Genomic DNA, 19,590 nt, shown 5'->3' on the forward strand with positions numbered 1-19,590 from the left:
TAAAACTACTATACCTGAATATGTAAAGTTTTGTAACGAGATTCAACATTTCTGCACATGAACATGATGGGGAAAGTTAGGTAAATTAGGAAAATGCTCGACATTATCCCAACGTTTCTTTAATTGAGTTTGAGATGGATTCATCCATTGATAACGGTAAGTTATTGTAATACATTTTTCATTTTCTACCTTAAAAAATTCAGCTACTTCTAAAAAATCTCCGTTATTTAAAGTTAGTCTGGCTCGAAAATACCCTTGTTCTGGGATAGCTCTTTCTTTAATAATTTCAATCTTGATAATTAAGTTATTATTATTTAATTTTGCTTTAATCTCTGTAATATATTGCTGAGAAATCATATTAAAGTTGAGATTTAAGAATATTTAATCGTTCTTGTAATGAATACCACATCTGATAAAAAGCACTCCATTCAACGAAATCTATTCCATCTCCTAATTCACCGGCTTTAAATTGTTGATAGAATTGTTCAGAGGATAATTGATATTCTTGTTCAAAAGTTTGTAAATCAATTTCTATTTCTTGAGTTTGTTCTTCAATGCTATTAATTTCTTCGACAATAATATTTCTTAAAGCTAAAACAAATCTATCACTATAAGCTCCTTGTTTAGAGAGAGTTTCTAGCACTTGTAATTGATTGAGGATTTTTTCTTGAGTTGTCATTTTGGTGCTTTCTTTTGATTGTTTAAAAAAAAATACTGATGATACTATACAATGTACAGCATTTTCTAATCTGCTGAGATAGACCTGATTAATTCTTCTCTCTGCGCCCTCTGCGGTTCGATTTCAAAAAAAACAGCCACCTCCACGCGAGAAGCAGCTGTTTTTCAATTTATGTGACTATGGAGTATTAGTAATCGAAGTCACCGCCACCCATACCACCGCCACCAGCAGGAGCAGCATCTTTAGGCTCAGGCTTGTCAACAATGATACATTCGGTTGTCAACACCATACCAGCGATAGAAGCAGCGTTTTGCAGCGCAGAACGGGTTACTTTAGCAGGGTCAACAATACCAGCTTCTAACAAATCAACAAATTCGTTGGTTGCAGCGTTGTAGCCGATGTTGAAATCTTTCTCTTTCACACGTTCAGCAATTACAGCACCGTTCTGACCAGCGTTTTCAGCAATCCGCTTCAAAGGCGCAGGTAAAGCACGAACGACAATCAAAGCACCAATCAACTCTTCATCTTTGAGATTAGCTTTTGCCCAAGTTTCTAATTCAGGAGCAAGGTGAGCTAGAGTTGTACCACCGCCGGGAACAATCCCTTCTTCTACAGCAGCTTTGGTAGCGTTGATAGCGTCTTCTAGGCGTAGCTTCTTATCTTTCATTTCGGTTTCAGTGGCTGCACCCACTTTCACCACAGCTACACCACCAGAGAGTTTAGCCAGACGTTCTTGCAGCTTCTCTTTGTCGTAAGAAGATTCGGTTTCGTCCATCTGACGACGGATTTGTTCGCAACGAGCCTTCACAGGAGCTTCGTTACCTTCAGCAACAATTGTTGTTGTGTCCTTGGTAATGGTGACACGGCGAGCTTTACCCAGGCTTTCCAGCTTGGTATTTTCTAGCTTCAGACCTGCATCTTCTGTTACCAATGTACCACCAGTCAGAACAGCGATATCTTCTAGCATCGCTTTACGGCGATCGCCAAAACCAGGAGCTTTCACAGCCGCAACATTCAGTACACCACGCAAGCGGTTAACTACCAAAGTTGCTAAAGCTTCTTTTTCAATATCTTCGGCGATAATCACCAAAGGACGACCAGAACGAGCTACTTGCTCTAAAACTGGTACGAGGTCTTGTACCAAAGCAATCTTCTTATCGGTGATTAGCAGGAAAGGCTCATCAAAAACCGTTTCCATGCGTTCAGCATCGGTAGCGAAATAAGGAGAGATATAGCCTTTTTCAAAGCGCATCCCTTCGGTGATTTCTAGCTCGGTGGTCATAGATTTCCCTTCTTCTAGGGAAATTACGCCTTCTTTGCCTACTTTGTCCATTGCTTGGGCAATCATCTGACCGACTTCTTCGTCGTTACCAGCTGAAATCGCAGCAACTTGGGCAATGGATTTAGAATCTTCTACTGGACGAGCGTGTTCAGCAATTTTCTCTACCAAAAAGGCGGAAGCTTTATCAATACCGCGCTTCAAAGAAATTGCATTAGCGCCTGCTGCAACGTTGCGTAAGCCTTCTTTGACCATCGCGTGAGCCAAAACGGTGGCAGTTGTAGTACCATCGCCAGCAGCGTCATTGGTCTTGGAAGCAGCTTGACGAATCAAAGCCACGCCAGTGTTTTCAATATGGTCTTCTAATTCGATTTCTTTGGCAATGGTGACACCATCATTCACGATTTGAGGAGCGCCAAATTTCTTTTCTAGAACTACGTTACGACCTTTAGGGCCAAGGGTAACAGCTACGGCCTCAGCCAAGATGTCAATGCCTTTTTCCAGGGCGCGACGAGCGTTTTCGTTGTATATAATGCGTTTTGCCATATTGGTCTCTATTCAGGGAGTAAGTCAATTTAATTTGGAATTGGGCGTTGGGCGTTGGGTATTGGGCTTATACTTCCCTACTCCCCACTCCCCACTCCCTTTTAGTCAACGACTGCTAAGATGTCTTTTTCTGAAAGCAGTACGTATTCTTCTGTGCCGAGCTTGATGTCAGTGCCAGCGTACTTGGAGTACAGCACTTTATCGCCGGTTTTAATGTCTAATTCTTGACGGCTACCGTCATCATTACGCTTACCAGGGCCAAGAGCGACGACTTCGCCTACTTGGGGTTTTTCCTGGGCATTATCGGGTAAAAACAGTCCACCTGCGGTCTTTTCTTCGGGGGCGCTTACTTTTACGAAAACGCGATCGCCTAGAGGTTTAACTGTGGAAACGCTTAAAGTTACAGCTGCCATAAATATTTATTTTCTTTTTTCTTCTCTTAGAGTTAGCACTCTCAACTCCTGAGTGCTAATTTACCTAAAAGCAGCATACAATAGCAACGAGGAAGTGAGTACGGGTTCCCGCACTAGGGTATGGCTAAATCACTTAAGTATAAATACTCAAATATTTTGATCTGTCAGGTTTTGCTCGGTAAGTTACGAATATTTTTATATCGCTAAATTTATTTTCAAAGCCAGGAAATTGTTATAGAACTGTAATCAGGGTGCTGCTCGATGAGTAAGATTACAGTGATCCAGTGCCACCATCACATCCCTAAAACCATTCAAATTCTAGATTACACAGCCTTAAGTAATTGTTGACAAGCTTTAGGGATAGCAAAAATCAGCGACAAATTTTCATCTGTCCTGACAAGACAGTTGCCAAGTTCTGTGCAAAACAAGTTAGTGTGAGATATTGGGAATACTGCAAAAAAACGGCGGATTCAAGAGTTTAAACTTGATCAGCCCCACGACAGCTTCCCATTTGCATCGTTAAGACTAAAGCCAATTGCTTGCGAGTTTGTAGTTCTACACCGATAATGGTGGTCTACCCAGATGGTGCATGGTATTGCCAAGCAAAACCAGAAGTTATTGAGCAAATCATCCCAGAACAGTTGATAAGGATAATGATGGTGGAAAAATATGTATTTTTAACCCATCTTTTGCCGATAATCTCCCTACTTGCTTGTCAAGAGTTGATATAGGCTTAACATCCGCAGGATAGAGTAAGGCAGTAAGTATATGAAAGTGCGGGTTGTTTTGAAGTTAGGGTCATCTTGAACCAACAGGTACATCATAAATCGGAAGGATAATGATTTAATGAGTGTTTTTTTAACCCCCCACTTTCAAAGCGATATATAATAACGCATTATAAATATTACTGCTCTACGTATCCTTACCGGAAGTTTGCCAATGAACTATTTGTCTAATTAAAAGTGACCACCACTTTTAAGACTTGTGGAAAACAAAGGCAAGTTAAGTAGAAAAACGGACAACATCTGAACGAGCCACCATCAAGGATAACCATTCCAGATATTGATGGACCGAAGCGCGACAAGTGCCACTGCTATGAAAGAGCCCAGCATGAAAGATCACAAAAGACTGCTATTGATTGATGATGACCCGAACCTCATCTTGCTGGTGAAGGATTACCTGGAATTCAGAGGCTATGAAGTCAACACTGCCGAAAATGGAAGAGAAGCTCTGGAAATCCTTGAACAAGATATTCCAGATATGATCATCTGTGATGTAATGATGCCGGAAATGGACGGATACACTTTTGTAGAACAAGTCCGACAGAATGAACGCACCGGCTGGATTCCTGTACTCTTCCTATCAGCAAAAGGACAAAGTGCAGACCGAGTTAAAGGTCTAAATAAAGGGGCTGACGTATATATGGTCAAGCCCTTTGAACCAGAAGAACTCGTAGCACAAGTAGAATCTTCCCTGAAGCAAACTACTCGTTGGAAAGAACACCAAGCTAAAGGAGGCGAAAACGGTTCCCGTATTCAGGTTCCCTTTGATGTCCAGTTGACCCCAACCGAACTGAAAGTAGTACAGTTTGTCGCTAGGGGTTTAGCTAACCGGGAAATTGCTGAAGAATTAAACGTTAGTCAGCGTACAGTTGAAAGCCATGTGTCCAATATGTTGGGCAAAACCAATCTCCACAACCGCACTGAACTGGCGCGTTGGGCGATTGAAAATCAAATGGCTTAAACTTTCGGCTGATTTTGGAAGTTATGAGTTTTGAGTTAGAACCAAGTAGCTCAAAACCCAACCTCTGTATGGAATTTTGACTTCAGTTTGAGAGTTAATAAATTATGAATTGTGAAGCTAAATTTGGATTTTTTAATTCAAACTTCATGATTCATAATTCATATTACAGTCCTTAACTGCGATGTTCCAACCCGGATATCACCTAAAAATATTACTACATCACCCCACGCAAATCTCCCATCTGGGCAACCGCAAAGGAAATATAGCTTTTAGGGGTTGATCAAGCTTTATATAACAAAAATTTAGGCTTCACCGCAGACGCGTAGTTAAATTCGCTCCATGTCTCATATAATCTTGAGTTTGAATAGCGGCCGTAACAGTAGCTTTGAATCTAGCTTTGTAGGATTGGTATGATTTATGATGCGCTTCTATTTGCTTTTCCCGTGTTTTCGAGATAATTTAGTTTATGTAGTTGACAATTATTTTCTGTCTGTATATTCTTAGCCACATAATTAATTTTACTATGTCCAATAACTTTTTTCGTCCTCCTCAAAATAATACTCCGACTCCATTGGAGCAAGATATTGATCATTTCTAAATTTTGTCTTCGTGCTTCCTCAAACCACTGCTTTGCTTGCTGATGGTAAGATTCAGTAGAAACGAATAAGTTAGCCCACCCCGAAGTATCTATAAAAACCTTATTCGGCAATTTTTAACTCCTGTTTTCCGCTTTCTTGGAGATATTGATCATGATTCTCTCCCATATCAGAATTTTCAAATCTTAATGTCCCCAATAAAGGTAAAAGAGGGTCTTCTTCATAAGAAGATTGCAACTTTAGTGTTTTACCAAGGGATTGTAAAACTAATTCTTCTAAAGATAAGTTGAGTTTTTCAGCTTCAGTTTTTAATTGATGTTCTAACTCATCTGACAATTGAATTGTTAATATTTTACTCATATTCTCGACCTTATCTGAAGATAATTACCACCATTTTATCTTGTTTCGGTTAATGGTGGGTTACGCTCACATCCCTTTTTATATTTAATTCCAATAGATATTTATCACAAAATTACGTTTTTTGTGTGAGAAAACTATCTATTTTTTTTATACACGAAATAATTGACACGATTACACTCACACTCACACTTTTAAAGTGATAGTGCCTGAATTGAGTATATTTTTTAGAGATAAATCAATGAAATTTCCGCCGCATCTTATGCTCCTGGCTGGGGCTAGTTCAATCCTACTATGGGGGCGGTAGCAGCCCCTAGCTATGCTCTAAGTTTTGGTAACTTAAGTGATACTGATAATAACGTTGGGGCTATTTGGTTTCTGGGGAACTTTCATAGTCCTGCGGAAACTGAAAACTAAAAAAAATCGGCTCAAACTCGACCATTAAATCTTTCAAAACCTCACCCATCGTAGTCATGTAGAGATTTTTAGTATAATTTTTGTAGATCATAACATGGCTAATAGTAGGTGAGGCTGTTGATTTATGTGAGCTTTGCTTCTTACCTGACTACGTAAATAATTTCAAGTAACTAAAATATACGGTTTAATACTTTCTCGAATCGCTTTACCGTTTGTTTCTTCAGCTACCTTAAGTTCATAATTCTTTTGAAGATTCATCCAAAGTTCAGCACCAGTGCCAAAATAATAACCTAGCCTTAAAGCTGTATCGGCTGTTATCCCTCTTTGTGCATTAATGATTTCAGTGATTCTATTTTTTGGGACATTGAGTTTACCAGCTAATTCACTAGCAGTTATACCCAGTTGATTAATTTCATCAGCCAGAATTTCTCCTGGGTGAATAGGTGGACGTGCCATATAATTCTCCTTTAGTGATAATCTACGATTTCAATGTTGAATGGTGTAGGAGAATCATCAGGCCAATTAAAACAAATCCGCCATTTATGATTGATTTGGATACTATATTGACCCTTTCTGTCTCCTGATAAAGCTTCAAAACGATTACTTGGCAGTTGCATTAATGCTTCCTTGTTAGGAGCAGCTTCTAAAATGTCTAGACGTTTATACGCCTGCCTTTCAAAAGCCTGAAACTTTTTAACCCTTTCTCCATTTGCAAAGTCTTCCGTCCTTGTATCACGATATTTAGGGTGTTCATCTGACGGAGACATATCAAAACCAACAGCACAGCAATAAAAAGCAACCAGAGTTGTGGGTTACGTAACTTGTAACTCATACAATCATAATAAGGGATAAATCTTTGTTTTGCTGCACAAATTTAGCCTAGACAATCCCTGACAGTAATACAATGCATTACTAAAATTCGGCGCTTTGGGGTGTGCGGGGAAAGGGTATGACATCACGGATATTTGCCATCCCGGTCATGAATTGCACGAGTCTTTCAAAACCTAAGCCGAAACCTGCATGGGGAACTGTACCATAACGGCGTAAATCCATGTACCACCACAAGTCTTCTGGTTGCATTCCTTGGGCTAAAATGCGGCGTTCTAATACATCTAATCTTTCTTCTCTTTGGGAACCGCCTATAATTTCACCAATTTTAGGGGCGAGAATATCCATTGCGCGGACGGTTTTTTCATCTTCGTTCACACGCATATAAAAGGCTTTGATTTGCGCTGGATAATCTGTGACAATGACAGGTTTTTTAAATAGTTGTTCGGCTAGATAGCGTTCGTGTTCTGATTGTAAATCTAAGCCCCAATTAACTGGATATTCAAATTTAACATTGGCTTTTTCTAATAATTTGACGGCTTCTGTATAAGTTAAGCGCTCAAATTGATTATTAATAATATTGTCGGCTGTTTCTAAGACGGTTTTATCAATGCGCTGGTTGAAAAATTCCATGTCTTCTGGGCATTTTTCTAAGACATATTGAAAAACGTGTTTCAGAAATGCTTCGGCTAAATCCATATTCTCATCTAGGTCACAAAAAGCCATTTCTGGTTCCACCATCCAAAATTCGGCGAGGTGGCGGGAGGTGTTGGAATTTTCGGCGCGGAATGTGGGGCCAAAGGTGTAGACGTTAGAAAAGGCCATGGCCATGACTTCTGCTTCTAACTGTCCGCTAACTGTTAAATATGTGGGTTTACCAAAAAAGTCTTGGGTGTAATCTATGGCTTGACTTTCTGTGCGGGGAATGTTTTTTAAATCCAAGCTGGTAACGCTGAATAGTTCTCCTGCGCCTTCGCAGTCGTTAGCTGTAATTATGGGTGTATGTACCCATAAAAAGCCTCTTTCTTGGAAGAATTGGTGAATGGCGGCGGAACAGGCGTTTCTGACTCGGAATACTGCACCAAAGGAATTAGTGCGCGATCGCAAGTGTCCAATTGTGCGTAAAAATTCAAAGGAGTGGCGTTTTTTTTGCAGAGGATAGGTTTCGGGATCAGCTTCACCGTAGACTTTCACAGATGCAGCTTGTAATTCAATGCGCTGTCCTTTACCTTGAGAAGCTACCAGCACTCCACTCACTTCCACAGCTGCACCTGTATTCAGTTTTTTGATAATAGCTTCGTAGTCTGGTAAATCTTGATTAATTACGGCTTGCAAGTTAGCTAGTGATGAACCGTCATTCACTTCTATAAAAGCAAATCCTTTTAAATCCCGTTTGGTTCTTACCCAACCTTTAACTACCAGGGAATCATCAGGTTGACCACTCCGCAATACTTCCGCAATTCGTCGATTTAACATATTATATAACTGCTATTTTGTCAATGTATATAAGCGGATATTAGGCAATCTTAACATTTAAGTTAATTCCACAGCCAAAATTAGGATTACCCAGCATAGGATTTTAATATCCAGCCTATAATAACTCCTATTCCACCAAAGCGGACAGCTTGCCAAAAGGGTTTACCCCAAGAAAATAACTGGCTTTCTAAGTTGATTTCTAATATTTCTAACTGCTGTTTAATTTGCTTTAATTCGGCTTTGATTTGTGGTGACTGGGGTTTGTGCTGTTGCAATTCCCGGCGACGCTGTTGTAATTCTCCCTGTTTTTGGCGATCGCTTTGCACCTGATTGTAACGTTCTTTGACAGTGAACAGGGCTGCTTCTATATCTTGCAGTTCTTGCTCAAAATCCGGTTCTTGATTTTCCCCTGATGACTCTGATTGTTTAGGCGGCTTCATTCTCAAGTAGTAAACTATGGTTAGATGCTAGTTAATACTCAAAATTTTAACCTTGATTTCGCCCTTGGTTAATAGAAACTGTTGATCCTTGGTTAATCTTACACGCAGAAATTAAAATTATGTCTCAACCTACGCAACTGCCTAAAAGCACTCAATTAAATGAATTTACCACTTTAGAACTAGCTCAAGTTTTAATGGAAAGGCTAAGTATCTCACCTGAAGATTGGCATCGTCTCAAGTCTAACCGCAATTCTCGCGCTAGTGAACAAGCCGCAGCAGCTGTGTTGTATCTTGTGCAAAATCAGCCCCAAGAAGCCATAGTAAGATTAGAACAAGCCGTAGGTTGGTTAAATCGCTCCATTTCTGCACCTCCCTGTCCAAGTCATGGGGATAAGTAGGGAGAAAGAGGCAGGGGTGCAGGGGTGAAAGATTGATTGTTACTTCTCAATACCCAGTCCCCAATCCCCAATCCCCAGTCCCCAATTCTTACCATTTCAAAGACAAACGGCGACGATTTTCCATTTCTTTACACAGCCTCAATTCTGTACCTTTGCGATTCCACTGTACTTGATCAAAAATTTGGTGGAGAAGACACAAGCCACGGCCATTTTCTGACTCGTCTGGGGGTAAATAATCTGTTGGGTCTGGGTCTTCATCATCAGGAGATGCGGGAATAAAGCCTTGTCCTTGGTCTGATATTACCCACCAATACTGATTATCTATTAATGAAAACCGGACTAGAACTATTTTACTAGGATCAAGATTATTACCATGCTTAGCTGCATTGACTAAGGCTTCTTGGAGTCCTAGCCGCAGTTCTGCTTGGAGTTTGGTGGGAATTTCCGCCAACAGTAAATCTAAAATTGGGCATAAATAGAGGGTTGAGGCGAAACTAATCGTACCCCAATTGCGTCCAACGGGACGGAGGGAAATGGTAATCACTAGAGAAACCCCGTAGCTTTCAGTTAGCTAGACATCAGTTTGCTATTACACGCACCCTGATAAAATTTGAGGTGATCATGCTGCCTTCAAACTTGCGTCTTGAAATACTAAAATTTTGAAAATGCTAGGGAGCATTGACTCTGTTTATAAGCTGAGATTGCTGATACATAAAATGGTTATCAAAGAACTGCTTGTGCAGTTAATTAGCAAATAAAAGGACTGAAAATGTTGGTCTAAATCGATAGGATAATCTGGCGATCGCCTATTTTTAGTTTAGACAATCTTATCTGTGTTGTTTACATTTCTGTAACTTTAATCTTGGTCACAAAATAGTTTTTATTTTGAGGTTAATTTTATTTTAGCATTCTTGGTATGCACTAGACTAGGAATTTGCAATTTGATTTTTTTGCAAAGATTCACTATTCCTATCCCCATCTGATAGCACAAGAAAGGCGGCGGCTTCGACGTGGGCTGTTTGGGGAAAGAAATCGGCAGGTTGCACCCGTTTAATGGTGTATTGCCCCTCTTGGCATAATAATTTCAGGTCGCGGGCAAGAGTGGCTACTTTACAACTGACGTAAACTATGCGTGAAGGTTTCGATCGCAGTAAAGAATTGATGACGGCGCGATCGCATCCTTTCCGGGGTGGGTCAAGTAACACCACATCTGGGATGATTTCCATTTCTGGCAGCAATTTCTCTACTGCTCCTACTTGGAATGTGACATTATTAATTTCATTGTGCTGTGCGTTTAAAATTGCCTGCTGTACAGCTTCTGGTTGTAATTCTATGCCTATGGCTTGGCGGACTTGTTTTGCTAAAGGTAAAGTCAAAGTCCCAATACCACAATAAGCATCAACTAGCAACTCTTGTCCTTGAAGATTTAGTTCAGATTCAATTACCTGTAATAGTGCTTCTGCGCTTTCTGTATAAACTTGGAAAAATGTATCGGGAAGGACTTGAAATTCTAAATTGGCGAATTTTTCTCGCAAGTAGGAAACGCCAGCAATACAACGAGTTTCAGAACCAAAAATAGCATTTGTGCGATCGCCATTCCGATTTAACGACACACCCACTAACTGGGGATAGCGCTTTAACCATTCCTGTGCCTGATTTTCAATTCCTGGTAAATTCCAATCTTTAACTACCAAAGTCAATAACATTTCACCAGTGCGCCGTCCAATGCGTAAACTTAGATGGCGGATTTGTCCTTGGTGTTTGCGTTCATCGTAAATTCGCCAACGGCGCTGTTGGATGTCCTGCTTAACTTCAGCCAATAAAGGATTGAAGCGTGCATCTTGCACAGGACATTGATTCAAATTCACTAATTGATGGCTACCTTTTTGGTAGTAACCAGCTTGTACCTGACCTGTGGCGGAAATTCCTAAAGGATAAGTAGCCTTATTGCGATAACCCAGAGGTGCATCTGTCGTTAGCACGGGATCAACTGGGAGATTGCTAAAACCACCAATCCGTTGTAAAGCTTGGATAACTTGATGATGTTTAGCTAAGAGTTGATATTCATAGTTAATATGTTGCCACTCACAGCCACCACACTTATCAGCCACAATACAACTCGGTCGGACTCGATGAGGAGATCGTTCCAATAGCTCATAGAGTTTGCCGTGAGCGTATTTAGGTTTAACGTGTACTAAGCGAACTATAGCGCGATCGCCTGGAACAGTATCGGGGACAAAAACCACCAGATCCTCACAGCGTCCCACACCTTCACCCGTATTACTCAGGTCGGCGATCGCAATCTCAATTAACTCACCCTGTTGTTTAGTCATTTAGTTATTAATCATTGTTATTCATTTTCCCCCCACTCCCCACTCCCCACTCCCCACTCCCTACATATTCTTAATTTTCCTTTCTTTCTGTACCTCCAACTCGTTAAACTAACAAATAATATTTCGCGTGATTACGTAGACTTATGACTGTCATTAGCCAAGTTATTCTCCAAGCCGACGACCAACTGCGTTATCCCAGCAGTGGCGAACTCAAAAACATCAAAGATTATTTGCAAACCGGTGTACAACGGACACGCATTGCTGCGACCTTAGCTGAGAACGAAAAAAAGATTGTTCAAGAAGCCACCAAAAAGCTTTGGCAAAAACGTCCTGACTTTATTGCACCCGGCGGTAATGCTTACGGCGAACGTCAACGTTCCCTCTGTATCCGTGACTTTGGCTGGTACTTGCGCCTCATTACCTACGGCGTACTTGCTGGCGACAAAGATCCAATTGAAAAAATTGGTTTAATTGGTGTGCGAGAAATGTACAACTCTTTAGGCGTTCCAGTCCCCGGTATGGTAGAAGCTATCAACGCCTTAAAAACAGCCTCTCTTGACTTACTGAGTGCAGAAGATGCAGCCGAAGCAGCACCTTACTTTGATTACATCATTCAAGCAATGTCCTAATCAAACTAGTGTTGAATTTTGGATCGTAAGGTATTAAAACCATAAGATTTCTTGTTTGATCATAACCTCCCCATACTTGGTCATAGCTTTGGCAAAATATCTGTCAGGTTATACAACAAGTGTGGGGAAATTTTACCAGAAATTTAACGGCAGTGTGAAAGCCTATTCCGCCAGTGGCATCAGCCCTGATAAAATATAAAATGTCTTTTGGCAAAACACATGGCTCAATTTGATTGGGAGAACTTACTCCAACAATTCAGTTTAAAACTCATTGAATATGACATAAAAGAGTGTCAGGAGGATATAACCAGAGAACCCAAACTTACACCCGAACTCCGTCAATCTGGTTGGCTCGGTTATCCAGGAGCAACAGAACAACAGATTATTACTGCTGAGACACGTTTAGGCATTAAATTTCCGCCTTCCTACCGAGAATTTCTGAAAGTTTCTAACGGTTGGCGAAATGCAGACTGGACAGAAATCAAACTTTGGTCAACAGAAGAATTAGCATGGTTTTCCACCAGAAATCAGGAGTGGATTGATGCTTGGGTTCCATATACTGATGAAAGACCCAGCATTCCCGATAATTTATACTTCGCCTATGGTGAAGAACAAGATTGTATTCATTTAAGATGTGAATATTTACAAAACGCCTTAGAAATTAGTAGTGACAGTGATGATGGCGATATTCTTTTGCTAATTCCTGATGTAGTTTTTGATAATCAAGAGTTAGAAGCATGGCAATTTGGTAATAAGCTTCCAGGTGCAAATCGCTATCGTTCTTTTTATGAACTAATGCAAACAGTAGTTGAGCAAGGAAGCTTCATTTACTGAATTAGTGAGCTATATATTTTTGTCGATTTACTGAAATCAACACTAGGTGACAGCATCCACAAGCCAGCCGCAGCCCCTAATATAGCAACTCCCTTGGCAGTTAGGATATAAGAAAATTCCAAAAAAGTAAGAATTACATGGCGAAAACTGCACATATAGTGTAACTAAATCGATACAATAATGCTCTGTACTCTTGGTGCATTATTCCCATGACCGCCACCTCCCCTACTCCCTTTTCCCCGCAAGAAATCGCCTCCGAAGGATTAAAACCAGAAGAATATGCCGAAATTGTCAGACGCTTAGGGCGACATCCCAACAAAGCTGAACTGGGAATGTTTGGGGTGATGTGGTCTGAACATTGCTGTTATAAAAATTCCCGCCCATTACTCAAACACTTTCCCACCACAGGCCCCCGCATCCTAGTTGGCCCCGGTGAAAATGCCGGAGTTGTTGATTTAGGCAACGGACTACAATTAGCATTTAAAATTGAATCTCATAACCACCCCTCAGCCGTTGAACCTTTCCAAGGCGCAGCTACTGGTGTAGGTGGCATTCTCCGAGATATCTTTACAATGGGGGCGCGTCCCATTGCCTTATTAAACTCCTTACGTTTCGGTGATTTAGACGACCCCAAAACCCAGCGCCTATTTAATGGTGTCGTAGCGGGAATTTCCCATTATGGTAATTGCGTTGGGGTTCCCACTGTGGGCGGTGAAGTTTACTTTGATAAAGCTTACTCCGGTAATCCCTTGGTAAATGTGATGGCGCTGGGATTGATGGAAACTTCGGAAATTGTTAAATCCGGAGCCTCTGGTTTAGGTAATCCCGTGCTGTATGTTGGTTCTACCACCGGACGTGATGGTATGGGAGGGGCAAGTTTTGCTAGTGCGGAATTAAATGATAAATCACTAGATAACCGTCCCGCCGTGCAGGTAGGCGATCCCTTTATCGAAAAGTCTTTAATTGAAGCCTGTTTAGAAGCCTTTAAAACTGGTGCAGTTGTGGCCGGCCAGGATATGGGTGCTGCGGGGATCACTTGTTCCACAGCAGAGATGGCGGCTAAAGGTGGTGTGGGGATTGAATTTGATTTAGATAAGATTCCTGTGCGGGAATTGGGAATGGTTCCCTATGAATACCTGTTGTCGGAATCCCAAGAAAGAATGCTGTTTGTCGCCCAAAAGGGGCGGGAACAAGAGCTAATTGATATTTTTGAACGTTGGGGACTTCATGCTGTGGTAGCAGGTACGGTGATTGCTGACCCCATTGTGCGGATTTTATTCGAGGGTAAAGTAGCCGCAGAAATTCCGGCTGAGGCGTTGGCGGAAAATACCCCACTGTATGAACGGGAATTGTTGGCGGAACCACCAGAATATGCCCGTGAAGCTGGGAAATGGTCGCCTGATTCTTTGCCAACTTGCACAACATCTGGGATTGAAATTCAAGGAAAATTGCAATCTTGGGATGATATTTTGCTCACTTTGCTCGATACGCCCACCATCGCTTCTAAAAGTTGGGTCTATCGTCAATATGACCATCAGGTGCAGAATAATACTGTGATGTTGCCAGGGGGTGCAGATGCGGCTGTGGTGCGCTTACGTCCCCTAGAAAAACCAGAAAATGCAGAATTTGAACTGGGAAGTGTGACATCTGGGGTGGCGGCGACTGTAGACTGTAATCCTCGTTATGTTTATCTTGACCCTTATGAGGGTGCTAAGGCTGTGGTGGCAGAAGCGGCGCGCAATCTCAGTTGTGTGGGTGCTGAACCTCTGGCGGTGACAGATAATCTCAATTTTGGCAGTCCAGAAAAACCCATTGGTTATTGGCAATTGGCTGAGGCTTGTCGGGGCTTGTCGGAAGGTTGTCTGGAATTGGCTACACCAGTTACCGGGGGGAATGTTTCTCTATACAATGAAACTTTTGATGCTGAAGGTAATCCCCAACCAATTTATCCGACTCCGGTTGTGGGGATGGTGGGATTGATTCCCGATTTAAGCAAAATTTGTGGTCAAGGTTGGCAAGCCGCAGGTGATTTAATTTATCTTTTGGGTTTACCTCTGACATCCTCCCTGAGTTTGGGTGCATCTGAGTATTTAGCGACTATTCACAAGACTGTGGCTGGAAAGCCGCCACGGGTAGATTTTGATTTGGAACGTCGTGTACAGCAAGTTTGCCGTGACGGTATTCGGGCGGGTTGGATACGTTCAGCCCATGATTCGGCTGAGGGTGGTGTGGCTGTGGCTGTGGCGGAATCTTGTCTGTCTGGGAATTTAGGCGCGGAAATTAAGATAGAAATTCCTGAAACCCAGTTAAAACGTCTGGATGAGGTGCTGTTTGGTGAAGGTGGGGCGAGAATTTTAGTTTCGGTAACATCATCAGCACAGAAAAATTGGGAATCCTACTTACAGGAGCATCTAGGAGAAAGTTGGCAAAAAATCGGTATGGTGAAAAATTTGGGCAGTTCTGATGCTGGTTTGGCAATTTTAACTGCTGATAACCAAACTTTAATCAAAGTTAGTATGGAACAGATGCGCGATCGCTATTTCCAGGCGATCAGTAACCGTCTTACTAAACCAAACAATACTCCCAATTAATTTTTTTCATCCCCCATACCAGGATAATTAACCTCTATGAGCATAATTACGGTACTGTTTTAATAGATGGTTAAAGATTCGTTAAGGATTCAGCAACTATCCACCGACATAATCCCAGTGACCAAATAATTACTAGTTCTTACTTTGTCATTCGTAGTTAATTCCAGTTCAAAATGTCGCACAACTCACTCAATTTATTGAGGAGGTATAAATTACGAATTACGAATTACGAATTACCAATTATTCCGACTTGACACCCCAACCAGGAGCAATAGCCAATGATTCCCATCCATTCCGTCACTATGGCTACGCCAGATATATCGGATGAAGACCCCAATCAGGTAACACAACCAATTAATGGTCAAGAACATCGACCAGACAAGCCAGAAGAAGCTTGTGGTGTTTTTGGCGTTTATGCACCAGAAGAAGATGTTGCCAAAATGACCTACTTTGGATTATATGCCCTGCAACATCGGGGTCAAGAATCAGCAGGTATTGCCACTTTTGAGGATGCACAAGTACACCTGCACAAAGACATGGGCTTAGTGTCTCAAGTCTTTAATGAAGGGGTTTTAGAGCGTTTGCCCGGAAATCTGGCCATTGGTCATACTCGTTATTCCACCACTGGTTCCAGTCGCAAAGATAATGCCCAACCTGCGGTGGTGGAAACTCGATTAGGTTCATTGGCTTTAGCACATAACGGAAATTTAGTCAATACTGTACAATTGCGCGAAGAGTTAGTCCAGACTAATGTCAGTTTAGTTACAACCACAGATTCCGAAATGATTGCTTTTGCGATCGCCGAAGCCGTTAACGCCGGTGCAGATTGGCTAGAAGGATCAATTCAAGCGTTTCATCGTTGCGAAGGTGCTTTTAGTTTAGTCCTGGGTACTCCTGTAGGCGTGATGGGTGTCCGCGATCCCAACGGTATCCGCCCCTTAGTAATTGGGACTTTACCTGGTAGTAATCCAGTGCGTTACGTCCTAGCTTCAGAAACTTGTGGTTTAGATATCATTGGAGCCGAATACTTACGGGATGTCGAACCAGGGGAGTTAGTTTGGATTACTGAAGCAGGTTTGGCTTCCTACCATTGGAGTCAAAAACCTGAGCGCAAGTTGTGTATCTTTGAGATGATTTACTTTGCTCGTCCTGATAGCATCATGCACAACGAAAGTTTGTACACCTATCGCATGAGATTAGGGCGACGTATAGCCGCAGAATCGGCTGTAGATGCTGATATTGTCTTTGGTGTTCCAGATTCGGGAATCCCTGCGGCCATTGGATTTTCCCAAGCCTCTGGTGTACCTTACGCAGAAGGATTGATTAAAAATCGCTATGTCGGGCGCACTTTTATTCAGCCTACACAATCCATGCGCGAAACTGGGATTCGCATGAAACTTAACCCCCTCAAAGATGTGTTGGTGGGTAAACGAGTAATTATTGTAGATGATTCAATTGTTCGGGGTACAACCAGTCGGAAACTCGTTAAAGCCTTGCGTGAAGCTGGTGCGACAGAAGTACACATGAGAATTTCTTCTCCACCAGTTACACACCCCTGTTTTTACGGGATCGATACTGATAGCCAGGATCATTTGATTGCTGCTACCAAATCCGTGGCAGAAATCGCCGAACAATTGGGAGTAGATAGCCTGGCTTATCTCAGTTGGGAGGGAATGTTAGAAGCAACTCAGGAAGATACTAATAGTTTCTGTTCAGCTTGCTTCACTGGCGATTATCCTGTAGCTATTCCTGAGAAAGTCAAGCGTTCTAAGCTCATATTGGAAAAGGTCGTGGTTTAGTTAAAAAATTTCCCCAGGGTTACTAAACAGAATTATAAATTATGATGGGGTGGGCAGAACGTCTACCCTTAATTTTATGCATATTACGCGATGTAGGGAGTAGGGAGTGGGGAGTAGGGTAAAAGCCTTTCGGTGTCTAACTTTTATGATCAGTTTATGTCGCCCCCTCAACCTTGGCTGTTGCTATATAAAAGAGGAATTTAAGATTTAGTTTAACAGGCGTAAGATATCAGGTTATTTATTAGTTTTAAGATAGCTTAAATAATTATAAAACTTCTAAAAATTGTCAAATTTCATAACATCAAAGGGAATCATAAGTAATAAGAACCTTATAAATTCTATTAGCCCCACTCATGCCCAGTCAAAAATACAATTGTACTAATCAAAATTTTATGGATGCTGATAGAGATGCAAAAAATCAGGACACAAAACTGCTCACTGACACAGATGGCAAAATTACGGGAGTCACTTCCATCATTGAAGATATTTCTCCGCCAGAGCCTACCCTTTCACATCTAATCTTAAACTCCATGAATTATGGAGTAATTTTTGCCGATAATCAAGGCAAAATTGTATTGTATAATCCAGCCGCATCACAAATATTTGGTGATGAAATAGAAAAAATCCAACAAGAAGATTGGTTACAGGATAATAAATGTTTTAAATCCGATCAGGTAACACCTTTTGCTCTACATGAAATACCGTTAATAAAAGCAATTCAGGGTGAGACTTGTAAAGATGTAGAAATGTTTATTTACACTATTGCAGTACCAGAAGGAATATGGTTAAAAGTTAATGGTAGTCCTATTTATAATGCACAAAAAAAATTAATAGGGGGTATGATTGTTGTTTGTGATATTACAGAGCAAAAACAGATAGAAGAAAGGCTACATCAACAACAAGCACAATATCGTAGTATTTTTGAAGCAGTTAATGATGGCATCTTTATTGATGATTTAGAGACAGGTAGACTGGTAGAAGTAAACCCAGCAACTTGTGAAATGTTAGGTTACTCTTTAGCAGAATTAAAAGAATGTTCTCCTGCTAATTATGTACATCCCGAATCATTACATTTGTTTGAAAAGTATATTGAAACTTTAAGGACAACTGGTTATTTCTATTGTCAGGCAGTAAATATCAGAAAAGATGGAAAGTTAATTGATGTTGAAGTAACGGGAACCTGCTGTACATATAATGGTAAGCCGCATGGACTAGCTCTTGTGCGTGATATTACTGAGCGCAAAGAAGCTGAAATAGCTTTACAAAAATCAGAAGCACAACTACGACAACAAGCTGAGGCATTAGAGACAACATTAAAGGAACTACAGTCTACTCAGTCACAATTAATTCAGAGTGAAAAAATGTCTTCTCTGGGTCAATTGGTTGCAGGAATTGCCCATGAAATCAACAACCCAGTTAATTTTATCTATGGAAATTTAATCCATGCTCATAACTATATAGAAGGACTACTTAACTTACTCAAACTTTATCAAAATCATTATCCTCATCCTATTACTGAAATTAAACAGCAAGGTGAAGCCATAGAACTGGATTTTGTTATCGAGGATTTACCAAAACTGCTGGCATCAATAAAAATAGGAGCAGAGCGTATTCGGCAGATTGTAACTTCTTTGCGAATTTTTTCCCGTATGGATGAAGCGGAATATAAAGCAGTTAATATTCATGAAGGAATTGATAGCACTTTAATGATTTTGCAAAATCGCCTTAAAGCTAAACCAAGTCATCCAGAAATAAAAGTCATTAAAAAATACGGTAAGCTGCCGCTCATAGAATGCTATGCAGGACAGCTAAATCAGGTCTTTATGAATATTCTCAGTAATGCTATAGATGCTATAGAAGAAAGGGATACTCAACGCACAACTGAGGAAATAAATCAATTTCCTAATTATATATCTATCTGCACTGAAATATCTCAGATGGGAGAATTGATTGTACGAGTTGCTGATAGTGGTGTAGGAATACCAGAAAAAGCACAAAGTCGTCTATTTGAACCTTTTTTCACTACTAAACCTATAGGTAAAGGTACAGGCTTAGGATTAGCAATTAGCTACCAAATTATTGCTCAAACACATGGAGGATCATTAAAATTTATCTCTTCATCTGTTGCAGGAACAGAATTTATCATTACTATTCCTATTGATAAAAAACTTCATAAAAACCCTGATTCTACAAAAACTGCACCTGATTTAAAATAAAGCAATAGTCGGCTTA

General features: G+C 40.9%; 18 protein-coding genes. 7 read left to right on the top strand and 11 right to left on the bottom strand.

What is annotated here, in order from left to right:
• Positions 1-42: 42 nt before the first annotated feature.
• The 4 genes from ACM0OP_RS13145 to groES all read right to left on the bottom strand — a co-directional run bounded on the left by ACM0OP_RS13145 (position 43) and on the right by groES (position 2,917).
• Complete coding sequence (locus ACM0OP_RS13145; protein WP_414528863.1) at positions 43-357, bottom strand: toxin-antitoxin system TumE family protein; 315 nt, start codon at positions 355-357, stop codon at positions 43-45.
• Between the two features lies 1 nt (position 358).
• Complete coding sequence (locus ACM0OP_RS13150; protein WP_414528864.1) at positions 359-679, bottom strand: hypothetical protein; 321 nt, start codon at positions 677-679, stop codon at positions 359-361.
• Between the two features lie 187 nt (positions 680-866).
• The gene (gene groL, locus ACM0OP_RS13155; RefSeq protein ID WP_414528865.1) at positions 867-2,504 is read right to left on the bottom strand and encodes a chaperonin GroEL; all 1,638 of its coding nucleotides are present in this window, start codon (positions 2,502-2,504) and stop codon (positions 867-869) included.
• 101 nt (positions 2,505-2,605) lie between these two features.
• Positions 2,606-2,917: a co-chaperone GroES gene (gene groES / locus ACM0OP_RS13160; RefSeq protein ID WP_414528866.1), complete on the bottom strand. Its 312-nt coding sequence runs from the start codon at positions 2,915-2,917 to the stop codon at positions 2,606-2,608.
• Positions 2,918-3,982: 1,065 nt separating this feature from the next.
• Between groES and ACM0OP_RS13165 the strand changes: the two genes are divergently transcribed.
• The gene (locus ACM0OP_RS13165; protein WP_006194611.1) at positions 3,983-4,660 is read left to right on the top strand and encodes a response regulator transcription factor; all 678 of its coding nucleotides are present in this window, start codon (positions 3,983-3,985) and stop codon (positions 4,658-4,660) included.
• 698 nt (positions 4,661-5,358) lie between these two features.
• Here the strand turns inward: ACM0OP_RS13165 and ACM0OP_RS13170 are convergent.
• From ACM0OP_RS13170 to ACM0OP_RS13190, 5 genes are all read right to left on the bottom strand, one after another.
• Positions 5,359-5,616 (bottom strand): hypothetical protein, encoded by a 258-nt coding sequence (locus ACM0OP_RS13170; protein WP_414528867.1) that lies wholly within the window; start codon positions 5,614-5,616, stop codon positions 5,359-5,361.
• A gap of 576 nt (positions 5,617-6,192) precedes the next feature.
• Positions 6,193-6,486 (bottom strand): HigA family addiction module antitoxin, encoded by a 294-nt coding sequence (locus tag ACM0OP_RS13175; protein ID WP_414528868.1) that lies wholly within the window; start codon positions 6,484-6,486, stop codon positions 6,193-6,195.
• 11 nt (positions 6,487-6,497) lie between these two features.
• Complete coding sequence (locus ACM0OP_RS13180) at positions 6,498-6,797, bottom strand: type II toxin-antitoxin system RelE/ParE family toxin (protein ID WP_414528869.1); 300 nt, start codon at positions 6,795-6,797, stop codon at positions 6,498-6,500.
• A 145-nt stretch (positions 6,798-6,942) separates the two neighbouring features.
• On the bottom strand, positions 6,943-8,334 hold the full coding sequence (gene asnS, locus ACM0OP_RS13185) for an asparagine--tRNA ligase (protein WP_414528870.1): 1,392 nt from the start codon (positions 8,332-8,334) through the stop codon (positions 6,943-6,945).
• A gap of 86 nt (positions 8,335-8,420) precedes the next feature.
• Positions 8,421-8,774, bottom strand: a complete 354-nt coding sequence (locus ACM0OP_RS13190) for a sll0565 family protein (RefSeq protein ID WP_414528871.1) — start codon at positions 8,772-8,774, stop codon at positions 8,421-8,423.
• Between the two features lie 119 nt (positions 8,775-8,893).
• On the opposite strand from ACM0OP_RS13190, the gene ACM0OP_RS13195 reads away from it, so the two are divergent.
• Positions 8,894-9,172 carry a DUF6439 family protein gene (locus ACM0OP_RS13195; protein WP_414528872.1) on the top strand — a complete coding sequence of 93 codons (279 nt, stop codon included), beginning with the start codon at positions 8,894-8,896 and terminating at the stop codon, positions 9,170-9,172.
• Positions 9,173-9,260: 88 nt separating this feature from the next.
• Here the strand turns inward: ACM0OP_RS13195 and ACM0OP_RS13200 are convergent, their stop codons facing one another.
• Together ACM0OP_RS13200 and rlmD are read right to left on the bottom strand one after the other, a co-directional pair.
• Positions 9,261-9,716 (bottom strand): ATP-binding protein, encoded by a 456-nt coding sequence (locus ACM0OP_RS13200; protein WP_414528873.1) that lies wholly within the window; start codon positions 9,714-9,716, stop codon positions 9,261-9,263.
• Positions 9,717-10,098: 382 nt separating this feature from the next.
• Positions 10,099-11,505 (bottom strand): 23S rRNA (uracil(1939)-C(5))-methyltransferase RlmD, encoded by a 1,407-nt coding sequence (rlmD, locus tag ACM0OP_RS13205; protein WP_414528874.1) that lies wholly within the window; start codon positions 11,503-11,505, stop codon positions 10,099-10,101.
• A 143-nt stretch (positions 11,506-11,648) separates the two neighbouring features.
• Between rlmD and ACM0OP_RS13210 the strand changes: the two genes are divergently transcribed.
• The 5 genes from ACM0OP_RS13210 (at position 11,649) to ACM0OP_RS13230 (ending at position 19,574) form a co-directional block, all read left to right on the top strand.
• Positions 11,649-12,134 (top strand): allophycocyanin, encoded by a 486-nt coding sequence (locus ACM0OP_RS13210; protein WP_414528875.1) that lies wholly within the window; start codon positions 11,649-11,651, stop codon positions 12,132-12,134.
• A 219-nt stretch (positions 12,135-12,353) separates the two neighbouring features.
• The gene (locus tag ACM0OP_RS13215; protein ID WP_414528876.1) at positions 12,354-12,968 is read left to right on the top strand and encodes an SMI1/KNR4 family protein; all 615 of its coding nucleotides are present in this window, start codon (positions 12,354-12,356) and stop codon (positions 12,966-12,968) included.
• 209 nt (positions 12,969-13,177) lie between these two features.
• A complete protein-coding gene (purL, locus tag ACM0OP_RS13220; RefSeq protein WP_414528877.1) occupies positions 13,178-15,559 on the top strand; it encodes a phosphoribosylformylglycinamidine synthase subunit PurL in 2,382 nt (793 codons plus the stop codon).
• Positions 15,560-15,837: 278 nt separating this feature from the next.
• Positions 15,838-17,358 (top strand): amidophosphoribosyltransferase, encoded by a 1,521-nt coding sequence (gene purF / locus ACM0OP_RS13225; RefSeq protein ID WP_414528878.1) that lies wholly within the window; start codon positions 15,838-15,840, stop codon positions 17,356-17,358.
• Positions 17,359-17,750: 392 nt separating this feature from the next.
• Positions 17,751-19,574 (top strand): PAS domain-containing sensor histidine kinase, encoded by a 1,824-nt coding sequence (locus ACM0OP_RS13230; protein WP_414528879.1) that lies wholly within the window; start codon positions 17,751-17,753, stop codon positions 19,572-19,574.
• The last annotated feature ends 16 nt before the right edge of the window (positions 19,575-19,590 follow it).

The sequence above is a fragment of the Nodularia chucula CCY0103 genome (assembly GCF_963923915.1).
Classification (GTDB): Bacteria; Cyanobacteriota; Cyanobacteriia; order Cyanobacteriales; family Nostocaceae; genus Nodularia; species Nodularia chucula.